Raw genomic sequence first — 16,520 nt, 5'->3', positions numbered from 1 at the left:
TCCGGTCCCCACCGAAGCGGGCCTGGCCCTGTCCCGCTGCCGCAACCGGGGGAAGCCCCCTCGCGGAGCAACGCCGCCAACCCGGGAGGCGTATTGAAAAATTCACGAGCCAAATCACTTCCTTTCACAAGCGCATCGCCCGCAAATTCATTACACTGCCAGCGACCTTTTCTACCGGGAGTGCTGCTGCAGTATGGAAATATTGATCCTGCTTGGATTGATTTTGCTCAATGGTGTCTTTGCCATGTCGGAAATCGCCATCGTCACCGCCCGCAAGGCGCGTCTTGCCAAGATGGCCAGCGAGGGCAGCGGCGGTGCCGCCATCGCCCTCAAGCTGGGCGAGGATCCGACCCATTTCCTCTCTGCCGTCCAGATCGGCATCACCAGCATAGGCCTGCTCAACGGTATCTACGGCGAATCCCTGCTGGCGCAACCCTTCGCCCTCTGGCTGCAGGAGTGGGGGCTTTCCCCCAAGAGCAGCAGCCTGCTCGCCACCGTCATCGTCGTGGTGCTGGTCACCTATCTCTCCATCGTCGTGGGGGAGCTGGTGCCCAAGCGCCTCGGCCAGCTCAGCGCCGAGCGCATCGCCTGCCTGGTGGCCCGTCCCATGCTGTGGCTGGCGACCCTGACCCGCCCCTTCGTCTGGCTGCTCTCGGCCTCTACCAACGCCAGCCTGCGCCTGATGCGGGTCGATCAGAGCAGCGGTGCCAACGTCACCCAGGAGGAGATCCACGCCATGCTGGTGGAGGGCTCAGAGGCCGGGGTGATCGAGGATCACGAGCACACTATGTTACGGAACGTGTTCCGCCTCGACGAGCGCAGCCTGGCCTCCCTGATGGTGCCGCGCAGCGACATCCGCTACCTCGACCTGTCGCTGCCGCTGGAGACCAACCTGCAGCGCCTGGTGGAGTATCGCCACAGCTTCTTCCCGGTCTGTGACGGCAGCCTGTCGGATCTGGTGGGCATCCTCAACGTCGGCAAGGTGCTGCACGCCTACATCAAGGGGGAGCCCATCGATCTCGCGGCCCTGACCCAGGATGGCAGCCTGCTGCCGGAGACCCTGAACGGCCTGGAGCTGCTCAACCATTTCCGTACCCACGCCGAGCACATGGTGCTGGTGGTGGACGAATATGGCGAGCTGCAGGGACTGGTCACCCAGCAGGATCTGCTGGAAACCCTGGCCGGCGACTTCCAGCAGGAGGGGGGCGAGGACAACTGGGCCTTCCGGCGCGCCGACGGCAGCTGGCTGCTCGACGGCCTGATCCCGCTGCCCGAATTGAAGGACTGCCTGGAGCTGGTTCGACTGCCGGAAGAAGAAAAACATCACTATCACACCCTCGGAGGGCTTATCATGCTGCTCCTTGGCCGCCTTCCCCAGACCGGAGACCTGGTCACCCTGGAACAGTGGCAACTGGAAATAGTGGATATGGACGGCCTGCGCATCGACAAGGTGCTTGCCATGCCCTTGACCGACCAACCCAGCTAACCTGCGGAGTTTGCATGTATGGAGCAGTTTTACCACCTGGCTCACGCCTTCATTAATCAGGATCTGGCGACCCTTTCCAATCCCAATATGGTCTTCATGGTCTATGTCGTCCTGCTGACTTTTCTGGTGCTGGAAAATGGCTTCATCCCGACCGCCTTCCTGCCAGGGGACACCCTGCTGATCCTGACCGGCGTGCTGATCTATCAGGGGGTGCTGCCGCTGGCGGTCGTACCGCTGCTGATCCTGGCCACCTTTTTCGGCACCTGGCTTGGCTACATGCAGGGGCGCTTCCTCGGTCATACCCAGATGTACCACAGGCTGATGTCCCACCTGGATGACAAGCACAAGGAGAAGGTGCACTACCTGCTCAACAAGTACGGCATCATCACCCTGATCACCGCCCGCTACATCGCCTTCGTGCGTACCGCCTACCCCTATATCGTGGGTGCCAACGAGATCCCGCAAGGGCGTTTCCTGGTGGTCAACCTCATCAGCTCCATCATGTGGATCTGCCCCCTGGTCGGGCTGGGTTACTACCTGAGCCACACCAAGCTGGCCGCGCAGTATGAGTCCCAGTTTCTCAGCATCATCCTCTATCTGCCCGTGGTGTTGCTGGTGGGCGGCCTCATCGCCCTGGTCTGGCGCTGGTGGAGCAAACGCAGGGCCAGCGTCTCCAGAGAGTGAGACCAAGAGGAGGGTCGCCGTCAGGCGGCCCTTTTTTATGGAAATAGTGACGAATTCCGCCAGGCCGCTCTTGTAAAGCGGGGGCAAAAATGAGTGAATCTAGCGCCTTTTTTCGCTGTGGATGGAGTCGGTTGTATGAGGTGTTGGATTCGCGCAATCGCGCTGTTGTGTGGCTTGATCGGAATGCAGGGGCTGCCCGCAGCCATGGCGGCCCCCAACCCGGCCAAGCTGCAGCTCAAGTCGGGCAGCGCCCTGGTCATGGACATCAACACCGGCAAGACGCTCTACCAGAAGAACCCTGCCCAGGTCAGGCCCATCGCCTCCCTCACCAAGCTGATGACGGCCCTGGTGGTGCTGGATGCCCGCCAGAACCTGAATCAGACCCTGACCATAGATCAGAACGACAGGGACAACATCAAGCACACCTACTCCCGGGTGCGCATGGGCACCAAGGTGACCCGCCGCGACGCCCTGCATCTGGCGCTGATGTCCTCCGAGAACCGCATGGCCTCGGCGCTGGCCCGACACTATCCGGGTGGCCGCTCCGCCTTCATCCGCGCCATGAACAACAAGGCCAAACAGCTCGGCATGCGCAACAGCCGTTTCTATGACTCCACCGGCCTGTCGACCCGCAACGTCTCCACCGCCCGGGATCTGGCCAAGCTTATCGCCGCCGCCTATCGCCAGCCGCTGATCCGCCAATTCACCCAGGACACCAGCAAGGAGATGCGCTTCACCAAGCCTGCCTACAGCCTGATGTTCAACAACACCAACCCGCTGGTGAAGAACCCGGACTGGGACGTGCGCCTCTCCAAGACCGGCTACACCGACGAGGCGGGCCGCTGCCTGCTGATGCGCGCCAAGCCGGACCGCCAGGAGCTCGCCATCGTACTGCTCAACTCGGTGGGCAAGCGCACCCCGGTCGGCGACGCCAACCGTATCCGCAAGTGGCTGAAGAGCTGAGTTCGTCCCATCAAGACCTGAAAGGATGCTGCGGCATCCTTTTTTATTGGCCGCCGAAGGGCGCCTGACGGCTGCCAGCGCGGTGATGGTGACGAGCCGCATGTGCTCTATGGTGAGTGGCCTGCAAGGCGCTGATGCGGCACGGGATAAGGAGGGTGAGGCAGGAATGAGGTGGAAATGGATACAGTGTGGATCCGGCCCATAAAAATACAGCCCCGACCTAAGTCGAGGCTGTCTGTATGGTGCGCCCGAGAGGATTCGAACCTCTGACCACCTGGTTCGTAGCCAGGTACTCTATCCAGCTGAGCTACGGGCGCTCATAACTTGTTGCACTGCTTGATATATGGTGCGCCCGAGAGGATTCGAACCTCTGACCACCTGGTTCGTAGCCAGGTACTCTATCCAGCTGAGCTACGGGCGCTCACAACTTGTTGCACTGCTTGAAACATGGTGCGCCCGAGAGGATTCGAACCTCTGACCACCTGGTTCGTAGCCAGGTACTCTATCCAGCTGAGCTACGGGCGCTCATAAATCATTGTATTCGCTTGAAATGGTGCGCCCGAGAGGATTCGAACCTCTGACCACCTGGTTCGTAGCCAGGTACTCTATCCAGCTGAGCTACGGGCGCCCTGTTTTCAAACGATAAAAAAAGCTTACTCAACAGTAAGCCTTCTTTAGTGCCGACTTGCTGATGGTCAACACATGACTCCAAGAGTCAAATATGGTGCGCCCGAGAGGATTCGAACCTCTGACCACCTGGTTCGTAGCCAGGTACTCTATCCAGCTGAGCTACGGGCGCTAATGGCGGAGAAGGGGGGATTCGAACCCCCGATGCGGGTATAAGCCGCATACTCCCTTAGCAGGGGAGCGCCTTCAGCCTCTCGGCCACCTCTCCGTTTGCGGGGCTGATAATACTTCACAGGGATTTTTAGTCAAACACTTTTTTGGAGAAAACAGCGTGTTCGCTCAGCATTTGGTCAAAGCGTGGAATATTCAAGCAATATCAACACTTACCCAGTACGGCCGCGCCCTGCAGGCCCATTGGCAAGGCCCGGAAAAACAAAAGGCGACACCTGGGATGTCGCCTTGGCAGCTGTCGATCAGACGGCTTAGAAATTTGGTTGGCCCGGGACTTTCTCGGCCTGTATCCGCATATAGATCTCTTCGCGATGCACGGAGACCTCTTTGGGTGCATTCACACCGATACGAACCTGGTTACCCTTAACGCCCAGCACGGTGACAGTCACTTCGTCACCGATCATCAGGGTTTCCCCTACACGACGAGTCAAAATAAGCATTCGCTTGCTCCTGTATCCTGTTTTGTATTTATATCGATATGCGCCATTATCTTACAAAGATACCGATATGGTAAATGGTTGAAACTAAATCAATCAGGGATTGTTCCCCAAGGGCTGCTCATGAGGCTCATTATCCAGCCCGAAGGCCGAGTGCAACGACCGCACGGCCAGCTCCAGGTACTTCTCGTCAATCACCACGGATATCTTGATTTCAGAGGTGGAGATCAACTGCATGTTGATCCCCTCCTCGCCCAATACCTTGAACATGGTGCGCGCGACGCCGGGATGATTCCACATGCCGACCCCGACGATGGAGACCTTGGCGATCTCCCCGTTGCCCTGCACACAGGCGGCCCCCAGTTCGGTGGCGGTCTGCTCCAGCAGGGCGCGGGCCCGGCGATAGTCATCGCGATTCACCGTGAAGGTGAAGTCGGCGGTGCCATCCCCCATGGTGTTCTGCACTATCATGTCGACATCTATGTTGGCGTCGCTGATCGGATTCAGGATCTGCGCGGCCACCGTCGGCCTGTCCGGCACACCCAGAATGGTCAGGCTGGCCTCGTTGCGATTGAACGCAATGCCGGATACCAGGGGTGCTTCCATCCTCTCACCTCCATATGTGATTAAGGTTCCCTCTCCGTCGACAAAACTCGACAGCACCCGCAGCGGTACGCGGTACTTGCCCGCGAATTCCACCGAACGGATCTGCAGCACCTTGGCCCCCAGACTCGCCATCTCCAGCATCTCCTCGAAGGTGATGGTGGAGAGGCGGCGTGCCTTGGGCTCGATGCGCGGATCCGTGGTATAGACCCCATCCACATCGGTAAAGATCTGGCATTCATCGGCCTTGATGGCTGCCGCCACGGCAACCGCCGTGGTGTCCGACCCGCCCCGTCCCAGGGTAGTGATGGCATTGTGCTCATCACGACCCTGGAAGCCGGCGATCACCACCACCCTGCCCGCACCCAGCTCGGCCTGAACCTGCTCGGTGTCGATGTGGGTGATGCGCGCCTTGCCATGGGCGGAATCGGTGTGGATGCGAACCTGATCACCGGTCATCGAGACCGCCGAACAACCCCGTTTGTTCAACGCGATGGCCAGCAGCGCTATGGTGACCTGCTCACCGGTGGAGACCAGCACATCCATCTCGCGCCGGTTGGCATCCTGATCCAGCTGCTGGGCCATGCCCAGCAACCGGTTTGTTTCGCCCGACATGGCGGAGACCACCACCACCACGTCATGCCCCTGGGCGCGGCTCAGCTGAACGCGATCAGCTACCGCCTCGATCCGCTCCAGCGTGCCGACCGAGGTGCCGCCGTACTTCTGTACATAGAGTGCCACAGATCACCTCGCCCGATTACAGGCGCTCTTCCAGCCAGGAGTGAACGGATTGCAGGGCCGCCGGCACCGCCTCGGGCTGGGTTCCCCCCGCCTGCGCCATGTCAGGACGACCACCGCCCTTGCCACCCACCTGCTGGGCCACCAGATTGACCAGCTCGCCGGCCTTGACCTTGGCGGTCAGATCGCTGGTGACGCCGGCGATCAGGTTGACCTTGTCATCGCTGCTGGTTGCCAGCAGTACGACACCGGACTTCATCTGGTTCTTCAGCTCGTCCAGCATGCCGCGGAGGGACTTGGGATCGGCCCCTTCCAGCGCCGCAATCAGCACCTTCTGACCCTTGATCTCGATCACCTGGCCCAGCAGGTCGCTACCAGCCTGGGCCGCCAGCTTGGCTTTGAGCTGTTCCAGCTCGCGCTCCATCAGCTTGGCCTTGTCCATCATCTGGCGCACCTTGTCAGCGATGGAGAACTGATCCCCCTTCACCAGGGCGGCCGCCTCTTCGATCTGCTCCCCCAGCTGGTGCATGAAATCGATGGCACCCTTGCCGGTGACCGCCTCGATACGACGCACACCGGCGGCGATGCCGCTCTCGGCGATGATCTTGAAGAAGCCGATGTCGCCGGTGCGCTTGGCATGGGTGCCGCCGCACAGCTCGGTGGAGTAATCCCCCATGCGCACCACGCGCACGTCATCTTCATACTTCTCGCCAAACAGGGCCATGGCGCCCGCCGACTTGGCGGCTTCCAGGTCCATCAGCTCGGTGCTGACGTCGTGGTTGGCCCGGATCTGGGCATTGACCAGCTCCTCGACCCGGCGAATGGTGGCCATGGTCAGGCCTTCGAAGTGGGAGAAGTCGAAGCGCATGCGCTCGGCCCCGACCAGTGAGCCTTTCTGGGTCACGTGGTCCCCCAGCGCCTGACGCAGGGCGGCGTGCAGCAGGTGAGTGACCGAGTGGTTCAGGGCGATGGCCTGACGGCGATCCCCGTCGACCACGGCTTCCACCTCGGCGCCCTTCTCCAGGGTACCCAGTTCCAGATAGCCCTTGTGGATGATGGCCTTGCCCGCTTTCTGGGTGTCGGTCACGGCGAAGATGCCGTCATCCACTTTCAGAATGCCGCTGTCGCCCACCTGACCACCGGACTCGGCGTAGAAGGGGGTCTCGGCCAGTACCACCACGGCCTCTTCACCGGCGATGAGACCGTTCACCTCGACGCCATCCTTGTAGATGCCGACCACAGTCGTCTTTTCACTGAGATGCTTGTAACCGGTGAACGGGGTCTCGAAGTCGATCTTCAGGACGTCGTTGTAGTTCACGCCGAAGCTGGAGGCCTCTTTCGCGCGGGCGCGCTGCTTCTCCATCTCGGCCTTGAAGCCTTCCTCGTCGATACCGATCTCGCGCTCACGTACCACATCGGCGGTGAGGTCCGCCGGGAAGCCATAGGTGTCATACAGCTTGAACACCACCTCCCCCGGAATCACCTTGGCATCGCCGAGGTTCGCCAGCACGTCTTCCAGCAGCAGCAGGCCGCGGTCCAGGGTGCGGACGAACTGCTCCTCCTCGATGCGCAGCACGCGCTCGACCAGCGGCAGCTGGGCGATGAGTTCGGCAGCCACGTCCTTCATCTGCACCGCCAGCTCGGCGGCCAGCTTGTAGAAGAAGATCTCGGTGGCCCCCAGCTTGCGGCCATGACGCACGGCACGGCGAATGATGCGGCGCAGCACATAGCCACGGCCCTCGTTGGAGGGCATCACGCCATCAGCCACCAGGAAGGCGCAGGAGCGGATGTGATCCGCGATGACGCGCAGGGACTGGTTGCTCAGATCCGTGGTGCCGACGATCTCGGCCGCCTTCTTGATCAGCGCCTGGAAGATGTCGATCTCGTAGTTGGAGTGCACCCCCTGCATGATGGCGGAGATACGCTCCAGCCCCATGCCGGTGTCCACGGACGGACGGGGCAGCGGCTCCATGGTGCCGTCAGCCTGACGGTTGAACTGCATGAAGACCACGTTCCAGATCTCGATATAACGGTCACCATCTTCTTCCGGGGAACCGGGAGGGCCGCCCCAGATGTGGTCGCCGTGGTCATAGAAGATCTCGGTGCAGGGGCCGCAAGGACCGGTATCACCCATCTGCCAGAAGTTATCGGATGCAAAGGCGGCCCCCTTGTTGTCACCGATGCGCACGATGCGATCGGTCGGTACGCCGATCTCGTTGGCCCAGATGTTGAAAGCTTCGTCGTCCGTCTCATACACGGTCACCAGCAGGCGCTCTTTGGGCAGCTTGAGGGTACCGGTCAGGAATTCCCAGGCAAAACGAATGGCGTCCTGCTTGAAGTAGTCACCGAAGCTGAAGTTGCCCAGCATTTCGAAGAAGGTGTGGTGACGCGCGGTATAGCCGACGTTTTCCAGGTCGTTGTGCTTGCCGCCGGCCCGCACGCAGCGCTGGGCCGTGGTGGCGCGATTGTAGGCACGCTTGTCGGCGCCAAGGAACACGTCCTTGAACTGGTTCATCCCTGCGTTGGTGAACAGCAGGGTCGGGTCATTGTGCGGTACCAGCGAGCTGGAAGAGACAACCTGGTGCCCCTGGGTGCGGAAATACTCGAGAAACGCGGCGCGTATCTCTGACGTGGACATATACATGGAAAATCCTGCTTGATTCGAATACGGACTTTTAACCGCATTAATGTAAGTTTTCTGCCGGGTAAAGTAAAACGCGCGGGCCCGTCGCGGGTGAAAAAGCCCCCAAGGTTCGGGACTGCGGCAGCACGCCAGACAGGAGCAGGCGGTGAGGGGAGTCGGCTGGGTGGCGGATCATGGCCCCCTTGTCATCAGAGACAGGATAAAACAGGGAAAATGCCCTCTCCCTTCTTCACGGGACACAGGCTCCCCCCTAACCAGGACTAGCCCTTCATTCGCTCCCCTGCTGCATGGCAGAGATGGCATAACGCGCCTGATCCTGGGTAAAGCCCCGCCCAAGCAGATACTTGAGCCACTTCATCCGCAGCTTGAAGTCATCCAGTTCGGCGACGCTGGCACGCCGCTCGAGCAGGGCGAACGCCAGTTCGAACCAATCCAGCTCGGGCTGCTCGAAGGCAGCATCGATCTGGCCATCGTCCAGCCCCTTGCGGCGCAGGTCGAAGCGGATCTTGAGGGGGCCCTGTCCCTTGGCGGCACCGGCCCGCACCGCCATGGCGCCATAGCGCTCGTCATTGACCCAGTTGTAACCGCGGCAGTAGTCGAGCACCGCCTCGATCACCTCTTCCTGGTAGCCCTGCTGACGCAGGCGCCTGGCCAGTTCAGACTCGGCGCTCTCCCGTCGGGCCAGGCTGCGCATGGCATAGGCACGGGCGGCCGCCAATTGCTCTTCAAAGGTCGGTTCGACCGGCTCGGTAACGGATTCATCAACCATAAATGACAAGGCCGGGTATCCACCCGGCCTTTCCTGTTCCTTATTCGAACTCTTGTTCGTTTTCGGCTTCGTACTCGTCGTACTCGGCAGCGGGAGCCTTCTCTTCCACAGGAGCGGCACCGGAGAGCAGCAGCTCGCGCAGCTTGGCTTCAACCTCGGCGGCCAGCGCCTTGTTCTCGGAGAACAGCTTCATCACGTTGGCCTTGCCCTGGCCGATCTTCTCGCCGTTGTAGCTGTACCAGGCACCGGCTTTGTCGATCAGCTTGTGCTTGACGCCCAGGTCCACCAATTCGCCTTCCTTGGAGATGCCGGCACCGTAGAAGATCTGGAACTCGGCCTGCTTGAAGGGTGGGGCCACCTTGTTCTTGACCACCTTGACGCGGGTCTCGTTGCCGACCACTTCGTCCCCTTCCTTGATGGCGCCGGTACGGCGGATGTCGAGGCGAACGGAGGCATAGAACTTGAGGGCGTTACCACCCGTGGTGGTCTCCGGGCTGCCAAACATGACGCCGATCTTCATCCGGATCTGGTTGATGAAGATGCACAGGCAGTTCGCGTTCTTGATGTTGGCGGTCAGCTTGCGCAGGGCCTGGGACATCAGGCGGGCCTGCAGGCCGACGTGGGAGTCCCCCATCTCGCCCTCGATTTCCGCTTTCGGGGTCAGGGCGGCCACGGAGTCGACGATGATGACGTCGACGGCGTTGGAGCGCACCAGCATGTCGCAGATCTCCAGGGCCTGCTCGCCGGTATCCGGCTGGGAGATCAGCAGGTCATCGACGTTAACGCCCAGCTTGGCGGCATAGATGGGATCCAGCGCGTGCTCCGCATCGACGAAGGCGCAGGTCTTGCCCTTGCGCTGGGCCTCGGCGATCACCTGCAGGGTCAGCGTGGTCTTGCCGGAAGATTCCGGGCCATAGATCTCGACGATGCGACCGCACGGCAGACCGCCGATCCCGAGCGCCACGTCCAGGGAGAGGGAGCCGGTGGAGATGGCTTCGATGTCCATGGTCTTGCTGTCGCCCAGACGCATGATGGAGCCTTTGCCAAACTGCTTTTCGATCTGGCCCAGCGCAGCCGCCAGTGCCTTCTGTTTGTTCTGATCCATGCCAATCTCCGCTGGGAATCGTGAATAAGAAGTGAAGTTGGGCTAAGTATACTGTTTATGCATACAGTATCAAGCCCAATTTATTTGAGCAGGGCCAGGAGTCCGGACAGGGCCTGTCTGACCGCCTGCTGGCGAACCTGATGGCGATCCCCGTCGAACCGGGCGAGCAGGGAGTGGTGACGGCCGGTGCGATCCGCCCAGGCGAACCAGACGGTGCCGACCGGTTTCTCGTCGCTGCCGCCACCTGGCCCGGCGATGCCGCTGACGGCCACGCAGATCCCCGCATCCGAGCGGGCCAGACAGCCCCGGGTCATCTCCAGCACCACGGCCTCGCTGACGGCGCCGTGGCGCAGCAGGCTGTCGATGCTGACCCCCAGCATCTGCTGCTTGGCCTCGTTGGTGTAAGTCACAAAGCCGCGATCGAACCAGGACGAGCTGCCGGCGATATCCGTGATGGCGGTGGCGACGCCGCCCCCGGTACAGGACTCCGCCGTGGCGGCCAGCCAGCCTCGCGCCATCAGGGCGTCCCCCAGTTCCTGGGATAACCGGGCTATCTCCGTCTCAAGTCCCATCATAGTGCCCTCCGCTGGCCCTCTCGGGCGAAATATGGCGCTCATTATGCAATTGCCCTGCCCCCCGGGCAACCGACCGGGGGCAGGCTGCGTCAGCAAGTTGTCACCGCTTAAGCTCCAGTACATGGGGGCTCCCTATAATCAGCAGGCACCGCCATGCGTGCGGTTTCTATCCGATGAGAACAAGGAGAAAGTCAGATGAAGCATCCGTTCAAAGTCGCCATGACAGCCCTGGCAATGTGCATCGCCACCAGTGCCTTCGCCACCGAGAGCAACGCCGAGCTGCAGAGCGAAACCACCCTGGCACAGGAGCTGAACCTGTCCAGCGCCCAGGTGGAACAGATCAAGGGACTGCGCGAACAGGCGACCAAGGAGCTGAGTTCGGTCAAGCTCGACGCCATCGGCCAGGACGTGATCGTCAACATGATCAAGTCCGGCAAGTGGGACGAGGCGGCGGCCAAGAAGCAGTTGCAGACCATCAGCGACGTACAGGCGCAGGCCCGCTACTACCGCGCCCACTACCTGTTCGAGGTGAGCAAGGTGCTGACCGCCGAGCAGAAAGCCAAGCTGCACGAGATGCTGACCGGCAGCGAGGCCATGTACTGAGTCCTTGCCCTGACCAGAATCCCCGCGTCAAGGCGGGGATTTTGCTTTCTTCCATGACCCGCACACTCTTGACCGCATCCCCCGGCGCCTCATCAGATCCCTTCTTCACGGCACCCGGCATGTCGCAAAATCCGCCCCCCAAAACCGAGATAACCCCTCACCATCCCGGCCCGACCATGTAGAATGGCCCCCAGATTCAGACCATTGCGGCACAGGCTTGCCCGCAAGAACACCTTCTGGAATAGCACATGACAGCACAATACCAGGCGCCAGGCGCAGCCCTCAGCGCCCACACCCCCATGATGCAGCAGTACCTGACCCTCAAGGCCGAGAACCCGGAGATCCTGCTGTTCTACCGGATGGGCGACTTCTACGAGCTGTTTTATGACGATGCCCGCAAGGCCTCCCAGCTGCTCGACATCTCCCTGACCAAGCGCGGCCAGTCGGCCGGCAGCCCCATCCCCATGGCCGGGGTGCCCTATCACGCCATCGAGGGTTATCTGGCCAAGCTGGTGCAGCTCGGTGAATCTGCCGCCATCTGCGAACAGGTGGGGGATCCCGCCACCAGCAAGGGGCCGGTGGAGCGCAAGGTCATTCGCATCATCACCCCGGGCACCGTCTCCGACGAGGCGCTGCTCAGCGAGCGGCAGGACAACCTGATCGCCGCCGTCTACCACGATGGCCGCCGCTTCGGTTACGGCACCCTGGATATCGGCTCCGGCCGCTTCTTCATCAACCAGTTCGAGAAAGAAGAGACCCTGCTGGCCGAGCTGCAACGCACCAATCCGGCCGAGCTCCTCTACCCCGAATCCTTCGCCTTCCTGCACCATGTCGAGGGTCGCCGCGGTCTGCGCCGCCGCCCGGAGTGGGAGTTTGAGCTTGGCACCGCCCGCAAGCTGCTCTGCCAGCAGTTCGGCACCCAGGATCTGGTGGGCTTTGGCGTCGAGCAGAGCGAGACCGCCCTGTGCGCCGCCGGCTGCCTGATGCAGTACGTGAAAGATACCCAGCGCACCGCCCTGCCCCACATCCGCGGCGTGCGCCTCGAGCAGCCCGATCATGCGGTCATCATGGATGCCGCCACCCGCCGCAACCTAGAGCTGACCCAGAATCTGGCCGGCGGTCACGACAACACCCTCTCCGCCGTGCTCGACTGCACCGCCACCCCCATGGGCAGCCGACTGCTCAAGCGCTGGATCCACCAGCCGATCCGCGATCGGGTGATCCTCAAAGGCCGCCAGAGCACCATCAAGGAGCTTATCGAGCAGAACCTCTACGACGAGCTGGGCGGATTGCTGCGCCAGGTCGGCGACGTGGAGCGGGTGTTGGCGCGCCTGGCCCTGCGCTCGGCCCGCCCGCGCGATCTGACTCGTCTGCGTCAGGCCTTCGCCCAGTTGCCGGAGCTGCAGAGCCTGCTGGCGGGCAGCGAGCACGAGGCGGTGCAGCAACTGCGCGAGCGGGCCAGCACCTTCCCCGAGCTGCATGACCTGCTGGAGCGCGCCGTGATGGAGGTGCCGCCCGTGCTGATCCGCGATGGCGGCGTCATCCGTGAAGGGTTCAACGCCGAGCTGGACGAGCTGCGGGATCTGGCCAACGGCGCCACCGCCAGCCTGGCCCGCATCGAGGAGCGCGAGCGGCTGCTGACCGGCATCAACACCCTCAAGGTGGGCTACAACAAGGTGCACGGTTTCTACATCGAGGTGAGCCGCGCCAACAGCCACCTGGTGCCGGCCCACTACATCCGCCGCCAGACCCTCAAGAACAACGAGCGCTACATCATCGATGAGCTCAAGAAATACGAGGACAAGGTGCTCACCGCCCAGGCCCAGGCGCTGGCGCTGGAGAAGCGCCTCTACGAGGAACTGCTCGATGCCCTGCTGCCCCACCTTGGCGAGTTGCAGGAGTCCGCCGCCGCCCTGGCGGAGCTGGACGTGCTGGCGAACCTAGCGGAGCGGGCCGAGACCCTAGACTACCGCTGCCCGACCCTCATCGACGAGGATCAGATCCTGATCGAGGCGGGGCGCCATCCGGTGGTGGAGCAGGTGATGACCGACCCCTTCATTGCCAACCCCATCCGGCTGGAGCGGGATCGGCGGATGCTGATCATCACGGGCCCCAACATGGGCGGTAAATCCACCTATATGCGCCAGACCGCGCTCATCGTGCTGCTGGCCCATATCGGCGCCTTCGTGCCCGCCGACAGCGCCCGCATCGGCCCCATCGACCGGATCTTCACCCGCATCGGAGCGTCGGACGATCTCGCCTCCGGCCGATCCACCTTTATGGTGGAGATGACCGAGACCGCCAATATCCTCAACAACGCCACCGCCCGCAGTCTGGTGCTGATGGACGAGATCGGCCGCGGCACCAGCACCTACGACGGCCTCTCGCTGGCCTGGGCCTGCGCCGAACAGCTGGCGAGCAAGATCGGTGCCTACACCCTGTTCGCCACCCACTACTTCGAACTGACCCGGCTGCCGGAGCTGATGAGCGGGCTGGCCAACGTCCACCTCGATGCGGTGGAGCACGGCGACACCATCGCTTTTATGCACGCGGTGCAGGAGGGGGCGGCCAGCCGCTCCTATGGCCTGCAGGTGGCGGCGCTGGCGGGGGTGCCGAAATCGGTGATCCATCAGGCCCGCCACAAGCTGGCGGAGCTGGAAAGCGCCACCCTGGCCCCCGCCGGCGAATCTCGCCCGGCCCCGGTGGCCATGGCGCCCCAGAGCCATCCGGTAGTCGATGAGCTGGAAGCGGTGCGCCCGGACGAGCTCAGCCCACGTCAGGCGCTCGACCTGCTCTATCGCCTCAAGCAGATGCTGTAAGCACCGACCGTCGCTCAGACATGCAAAAAGGGGAACCGCGAGGTTCCCCTTTTCGTTGCACATGGCGCGCGTGACCCGTCAGGCCGGCCCTATGCGTTCCAGCAGGCTCATGTGGGTTGAACCGTCGTGGCGCTTGAGGTTCTGCCGGTACTCGAACTGGCGCCGGCTCTCCTGCTTCAGACCCAGCATCAGGGAGTAGCACATGGCCAGCATGATCACCGAGAAGGGCAACGCGGCTATGATGCTGGCGGCCTGCAGGGCGGCCAGGCCGCCGGAGACCAGCAGGATGGCCGCCACCAGCCCCTGGCCCAGCCCCCAGATGGCGCGGTGCAGCACGGGAGGATCCTGATCGCCGATGGAGAGCAGCGTCGTAATCACCAGCGTGCCCGAGTCGCTGGAGGTGATGAAGTAGGTGCAGATGAGCAGGGTCAGCACCCCCTTGGCAATCCAGCCGAAGGTCTCCCAATGCAGCAGCTCCACCGTCTTGTAGAGCGCCAGGGTGACGTCCTGGTTGACCGCTTCCACCACGCCGCCGCCACCGAACAGCTCCAGGTTCATGGCAGTCCCGCCGAACACGGTGAGCCAGAGCATGCCGAGCAGGGAGGGCACCAGCAGGACACCGAGCACGAATTCGCGGATGGTGCGCCCCTTGGAGATGCGGGCGATGAACATGCCGACAAAGGGTGCCCAGGCGATCCACCAGCCCCAGTAAAACGCCGTCCAGCTCGACTGCCAGGCCGAGGTGCCGTTGGCCTCTGTGTTGGTCCAGAAACTCAGACGGACGATGTTCTGCAGGTAGTCACCTATGTTCTGCACATAGGCGTTGAGGATGTAAGTGGTGGGCCCCAGCGCCAGGAAGAGCGCGAGCACGAAGACGCTGAGCCAGATATTGAGCTCGGAGAGGATCTTCACCCCGCGCCCGACACCGGAGATGGCCGACAGGGTGGCGATCAGGCTGATGCCGCCGATGAGCCAGAGCTGGTTCACCTGGGATACCTCCATCCCGAACATCTGGTTCAGGCCGGTGTTCATCTGGGAGACCCCGAGGCCGAGGGAGGTCGCCACCCCGAACACGGTGCCGAACACCGCCAGCACGTCGGCGGCATGGCCCCAGAAGCCGTAGATGCGATCCCCGAGGATGGGATAAAGCACGGAGCGGATGGCCAGTGGCAACTTGCGCCGATAGCTGAAGAAGGCCAGCGACAGGCCGACGATCACATAGATGGCCCAGGGGTGCAGGCCCCAGTGGAAGAAGGTGAGGCGCATGGCGATCTGGGCCGCTTCCGGCGTCATGCCTTCGGTGACGAAGGGGTTGCCCTGCAGGTGGTTCATGGGCTCGGCGATGCTCCAGAACACCAGGCCTATGCCCATGCCCGCACTGAACAGCATGGAGAACCAGGCAAAGTAGCCAAACTCCGGTACCTGGTCGTCGTCGCCCAGCCGGATGCTGCCAAAGCGGCTGAACATCAGGTAGACGGCGAAGAACAGGAACAGGGCGACCACCAGGATGTAGTACCACTTGAAACCTGCAATGATGTGGTCCTTGGCCCCGGTAAACCAGGTGCCCGCCGTATCCGGATCAAAGACGCCGAACAGCAGGAAGAGGGTCACGACGGTGAGGGCCGTCATGGCCATGGTGGGGTTGAGGCCTTTCAAAAGCCCTTTGGTTGCTCTCATCTGGCCTCCTTTTAGTCGTTGTTGAAGAAGTCTTCGCCCACGTGATCGCCGGCGCCGCCGATGGCGCGATAGACCAGGCGACCGGCGGCCTGCTCACGGTGATCCACCAGGCTGACCGAAGGCTGGCCGTTCACCGCGTGGCGCTTGCCGAGGAAGATGGCCATGGGCACTCCCAGACCTGAGACACCGCTGGTGATCCAGAGGCGGTTGAAGTCGTAGGAGCCGCCGATGAACTCCAGCTGGGCCAGGCCGTTGTCGAGGCCGGCGAGGTAGAAGTGCATGGCACTCTCGTCGGGGAAGAGGTGCACCAGCACATAGGCGTAGCGCAACTCATTGACCAACTCCTTTAGACTGAAAGAACCTGTGTTGCTGCAGGAGAGGGGCAACTCCCCATCGTAGTGATGTACCTTGAGGTTGTTGGGGTCCTCGTCATAGGCGGGTTGATAACGCACGAAAGCCGAGGTATCAGGCAGTTCATAGCGCACTCTGACCACGCGAAGGTCGGCAACCAGGGACTTGATATCCAGGTCGTCATTCATGATGTCACTCCTCAAATATC

Annotated in this window: 13 protein-coding genes and 6 tRNA genes; 5 read left to right on the top strand and 14 right to left on the bottom strand. The window is 62.1% G+C overall.

What is annotated here, in order from left to right:
- The first annotated feature begins 193 nt into the window (after positions 1–193).
- From I6L39_RS08930 to pbpG, 3 genes are all read left to right on the top strand, one after another.
- Entirely contained in the window at positions 194–1,486 is a 1,293-nt protein-coding gene (locus tag I6L39_RS08930; RefSeq protein ID WP_042079358.1) for a hemolysin family protein, read from the top strand.
- Between the two features lie 18 nt (positions 1,487–1,504).
- Positions 1,505–2,170: a DedA family protein gene (locus I6L39_RS08925; RefSeq protein ID WP_042079359.1), complete on the top strand. Its 666-nt coding sequence runs from the start codon at positions 1,505–1,507 to the stop codon at positions 2,168–2,170.
- A gap of 135 nt (positions 2,171–2,305) precedes the next feature.
- On the top strand, positions 2,306–3,133 hold the full coding sequence (gene pbpG / locus I6L39_RS08920) for a D-alanyl-D-alanine endopeptidase (protein WP_216991589.1): 828 nt from the start codon (positions 2,306–2,308) through the stop codon (positions 3,131–3,133).
- Positions 3,134–3,373: 240 nt separating this feature from the next.
- Here pbpG and I6L39_RS08915 read toward each other — a convergent pair.
- The 12 genes from I6L39_RS08915 to pncC form a co-directional block, all read right to left on the bottom strand.
- Positions 3,374–3,450: transfer RNA gene (locus I6L39_RS08915), tRNA-Arg, on the bottom strand.
- A 27-nt stretch (positions 3,451–3,477) separates the two neighbouring features.
- A tRNA-Arg gene (locus tag I6L39_RS08910) sits at positions 3,478–3,554 on the bottom strand.
- A gap of 27 nt (positions 3,555–3,581) precedes the next feature.
- A tRNA-Arg gene (locus tag I6L39_RS08905) sits at positions 3,582–3,658 on the bottom strand.
- Positions 3,659–3,684: 26 nt separating this feature from the next.
- Positions 3,685–3,761: transfer RNA gene (locus tag I6L39_RS08900), tRNA-Arg, on the bottom strand.
- Positions 3,762–3,855: 94 nt separating this feature from the next.
- Positions 3,856–3,932, bottom strand: a tRNA-Arg gene (locus tag I6L39_RS08895).
- 3 nt (positions 3,933–3,935) lie between these two features.
- Positions 3,936–4,028: transfer RNA gene (locus tag I6L39_RS08890), tRNA-Ser, on the bottom strand.
- Between the two features lie 214 nt (positions 4,029–4,242).
- A complete protein-coding gene (gene csrA, locus I6L39_RS08885) occupies positions 4,243–4,431 on the bottom strand; it encodes a carbon storage regulator CsrA (RefSeq protein WP_005315760.1) in 189 nt (62 codons plus the stop codon).
- 93 nt (positions 4,432–4,524) lie between these two features.
- A complete protein-coding gene (locus I6L39_RS08880; protein ID WP_216991588.1) occupies positions 4,525–5,772 on the bottom strand; it encodes an aspartate kinase in 1,248 nt (415 codons plus the stop codon).
- 16 nt (positions 5,773–5,788) lie between these two features.
- Positions 5,789–8,413 carry an alanine--tRNA ligase gene (gene alaS, locus I6L39_RS08875; RefSeq protein ID WP_216991587.1) on the bottom strand — a complete coding sequence of 875 codons (2,625 nt, stop codon included), beginning with the start codon at positions 8,411–8,413 and terminating at the stop codon, positions 5,789–5,791.
- A 268-nt stretch (positions 8,414–8,681) separates the two neighbouring features.
- Positions 8,682–9,182, bottom strand: a complete 501-nt coding sequence (locus I6L39_RS08870) for a regulatory protein RecX (RefSeq protein ID WP_042079363.1) — start codon at positions 9,180–9,182, stop codon at positions 8,682–8,684.
- Between the two features lie 40 nt (positions 9,183–9,222).
- The gene (gene recA / locus I6L39_RS08865; RefSeq protein WP_042079364.1) at positions 9,223–10,287 is read right to left on the bottom strand and encodes a recombinase RecA; all 1,065 of its coding nucleotides are present in this window, start codon (positions 10,285–10,287) and stop codon (positions 9,223–9,225) included.
- Between the two features lie 80 nt (positions 10,288–10,367).
- Positions 10,368–10,859 carry a nicotinamide-nucleotide amidase gene (pncC, locus tag I6L39_RS08860; RefSeq protein WP_216991774.1) on the bottom strand — a complete coding sequence of 164 codons (492 nt, stop codon included), beginning with the start codon at positions 10,857–10,859 and terminating at the stop codon, positions 10,368–10,370.
- Between the two features lie 198 nt (positions 10,860–11,057).
- On the opposite strand from pncC, the gene I6L39_RS08855 reads away from it, so the two are divergent.
- Together I6L39_RS08855 and mutS are read left to right on the top strand one after the other, a co-directional pair.
- A complete protein-coding gene (locus I6L39_RS08855; protein WP_042079365.1) occupies positions 11,058–11,465 on the top strand; it encodes a Spy/CpxP family protein refolding chaperone in 408 nt (135 codons plus the stop codon).
- Between the two features lie 248 nt (positions 11,466–11,713).
- On the top strand, positions 11,714–14,284 hold the full coding sequence (gene mutS, locus I6L39_RS08850) for a DNA mismatch repair protein MutS (RefSeq protein ID WP_216991586.1): 2,571 nt from the start codon (positions 11,714–11,716) through the stop codon (positions 14,282–14,284).
- A 78-nt stretch (positions 14,285–14,362) separates the two neighbouring features.
- On the opposite strand, the gene I6L39_RS08845 is transcribed toward mutS, so the two are convergent.
- A complete protein-coding gene (locus I6L39_RS08845; protein ID WP_209793676.1) occupies positions 14,363–15,961 on the bottom strand; it encodes a BCCT family transporter in 1,599 nt (532 codons plus the stop codon).
- An 11-nt stretch (positions 15,962–15,972) separates the two neighbouring features.
- On the bottom strand, positions 15,973–16,500 hold the full coding sequence (locus I6L39_RS08840) for a hypothetical protein (protein ID WP_209793677.1): 528 nt from the start codon (positions 16,498–16,500) through the stop codon (positions 15,973–15,975).
- Positions 16,501–16,520: the final 20 nt, after the last annotated feature.

This window comes from Aeromonas sp. FDAARGOS 1409 (assembly GCF_019048705.1).
In the GTDB taxonomy this organism is placed as follows: Bacteria; Pseudomonadota; Gammaproteobacteria; order Enterobacterales; family Aeromonadaceae; genus Aeromonas; species Aeromonas sanarellii.
This window is presented reverse-complemented; position numbering and strand designations above follow the sequence as displayed.

Bases quoted from the DNA above. Each gene is read 5' to 3' on its own strand.
- I6L39_RS08930 (WP_042079358.1), top strand. From the start codon at position 194: ATGGAAATATTGATCCTGCTTGGATTGATTTTGCTCAATGGTGTCTTT.
- I6L39_RS08925 (WP_042079359.1), top strand. From the start codon at position 1,505: ATGGAGCAGTTTTACCACCTGGCTCACGCCTTCATTAATCAGGATCTG.
- alaS (WP_216991587.1), bottom strand. From the start codon at position 8,413: ATGTATATGTCCACGTCAGAGATACGCGCCGCGTTTCTCGAGTATTTC.
- I6L39_RS08845 (WP_209793676.1), bottom strand. From the start codon at position 15,961: ATGAGAGCAACCAAAGGGCTTTTGAAAGGCCTCAACCCCACCATGGCC.
- I6L39_RS08870 (WP_042079363.1), bottom strand. From the start codon at position 9,182: ATGGTTGATGAATCCGTTACCGAGCCGGTCGAACCGACCTTTGAAGAG.
- pbpG (WP_216991589.1), top strand. From the start codon at position 2,306: ATGAGGTGTTGGATTCGCGCAATCGCGCTGTTGTGTGGCTTGATCGGA.
- recA (WP_042079364.1), bottom strand. From the start codon at position 10,287: ATGGATCAGAACAAACAGAAGGCACTGGCGGCTGCGCTGGGCCAGATC.
- mutS (WP_216991586.1), top strand. From the start codon at position 11,714: ATGACAGCACAATACCAGGCGCCAGGCGCAGCCCTCAGCGCCCACACC.
- I6L39_RS08840 (WP_209793677.1), bottom strand. From the start codon at position 16,500: ATGAATGACGACCTGGATATCAAGTCCCTGGTTGCCGACCTTCGCGTG.
- I6L39_RS08855 (WP_042079365.1), top strand. From the start codon at position 11,058: ATGAAGCATCCGTTCAAAGTCGCCATGACAGCCCTGGCAATGTGCATC.
- pncC (WP_216991774.1), bottom strand. From the start codon at position 10,859: ATGGGACTTGAGACGGAGATAGCCCGGTTATCCCAGGAACTGGGGGAC.
- csrA (WP_005315760.1), bottom strand. From the start codon at position 4,431: ATGCTTATTTTGACTCGTCGTGTAGGGGAAACCCTGATGATCGGTGAC.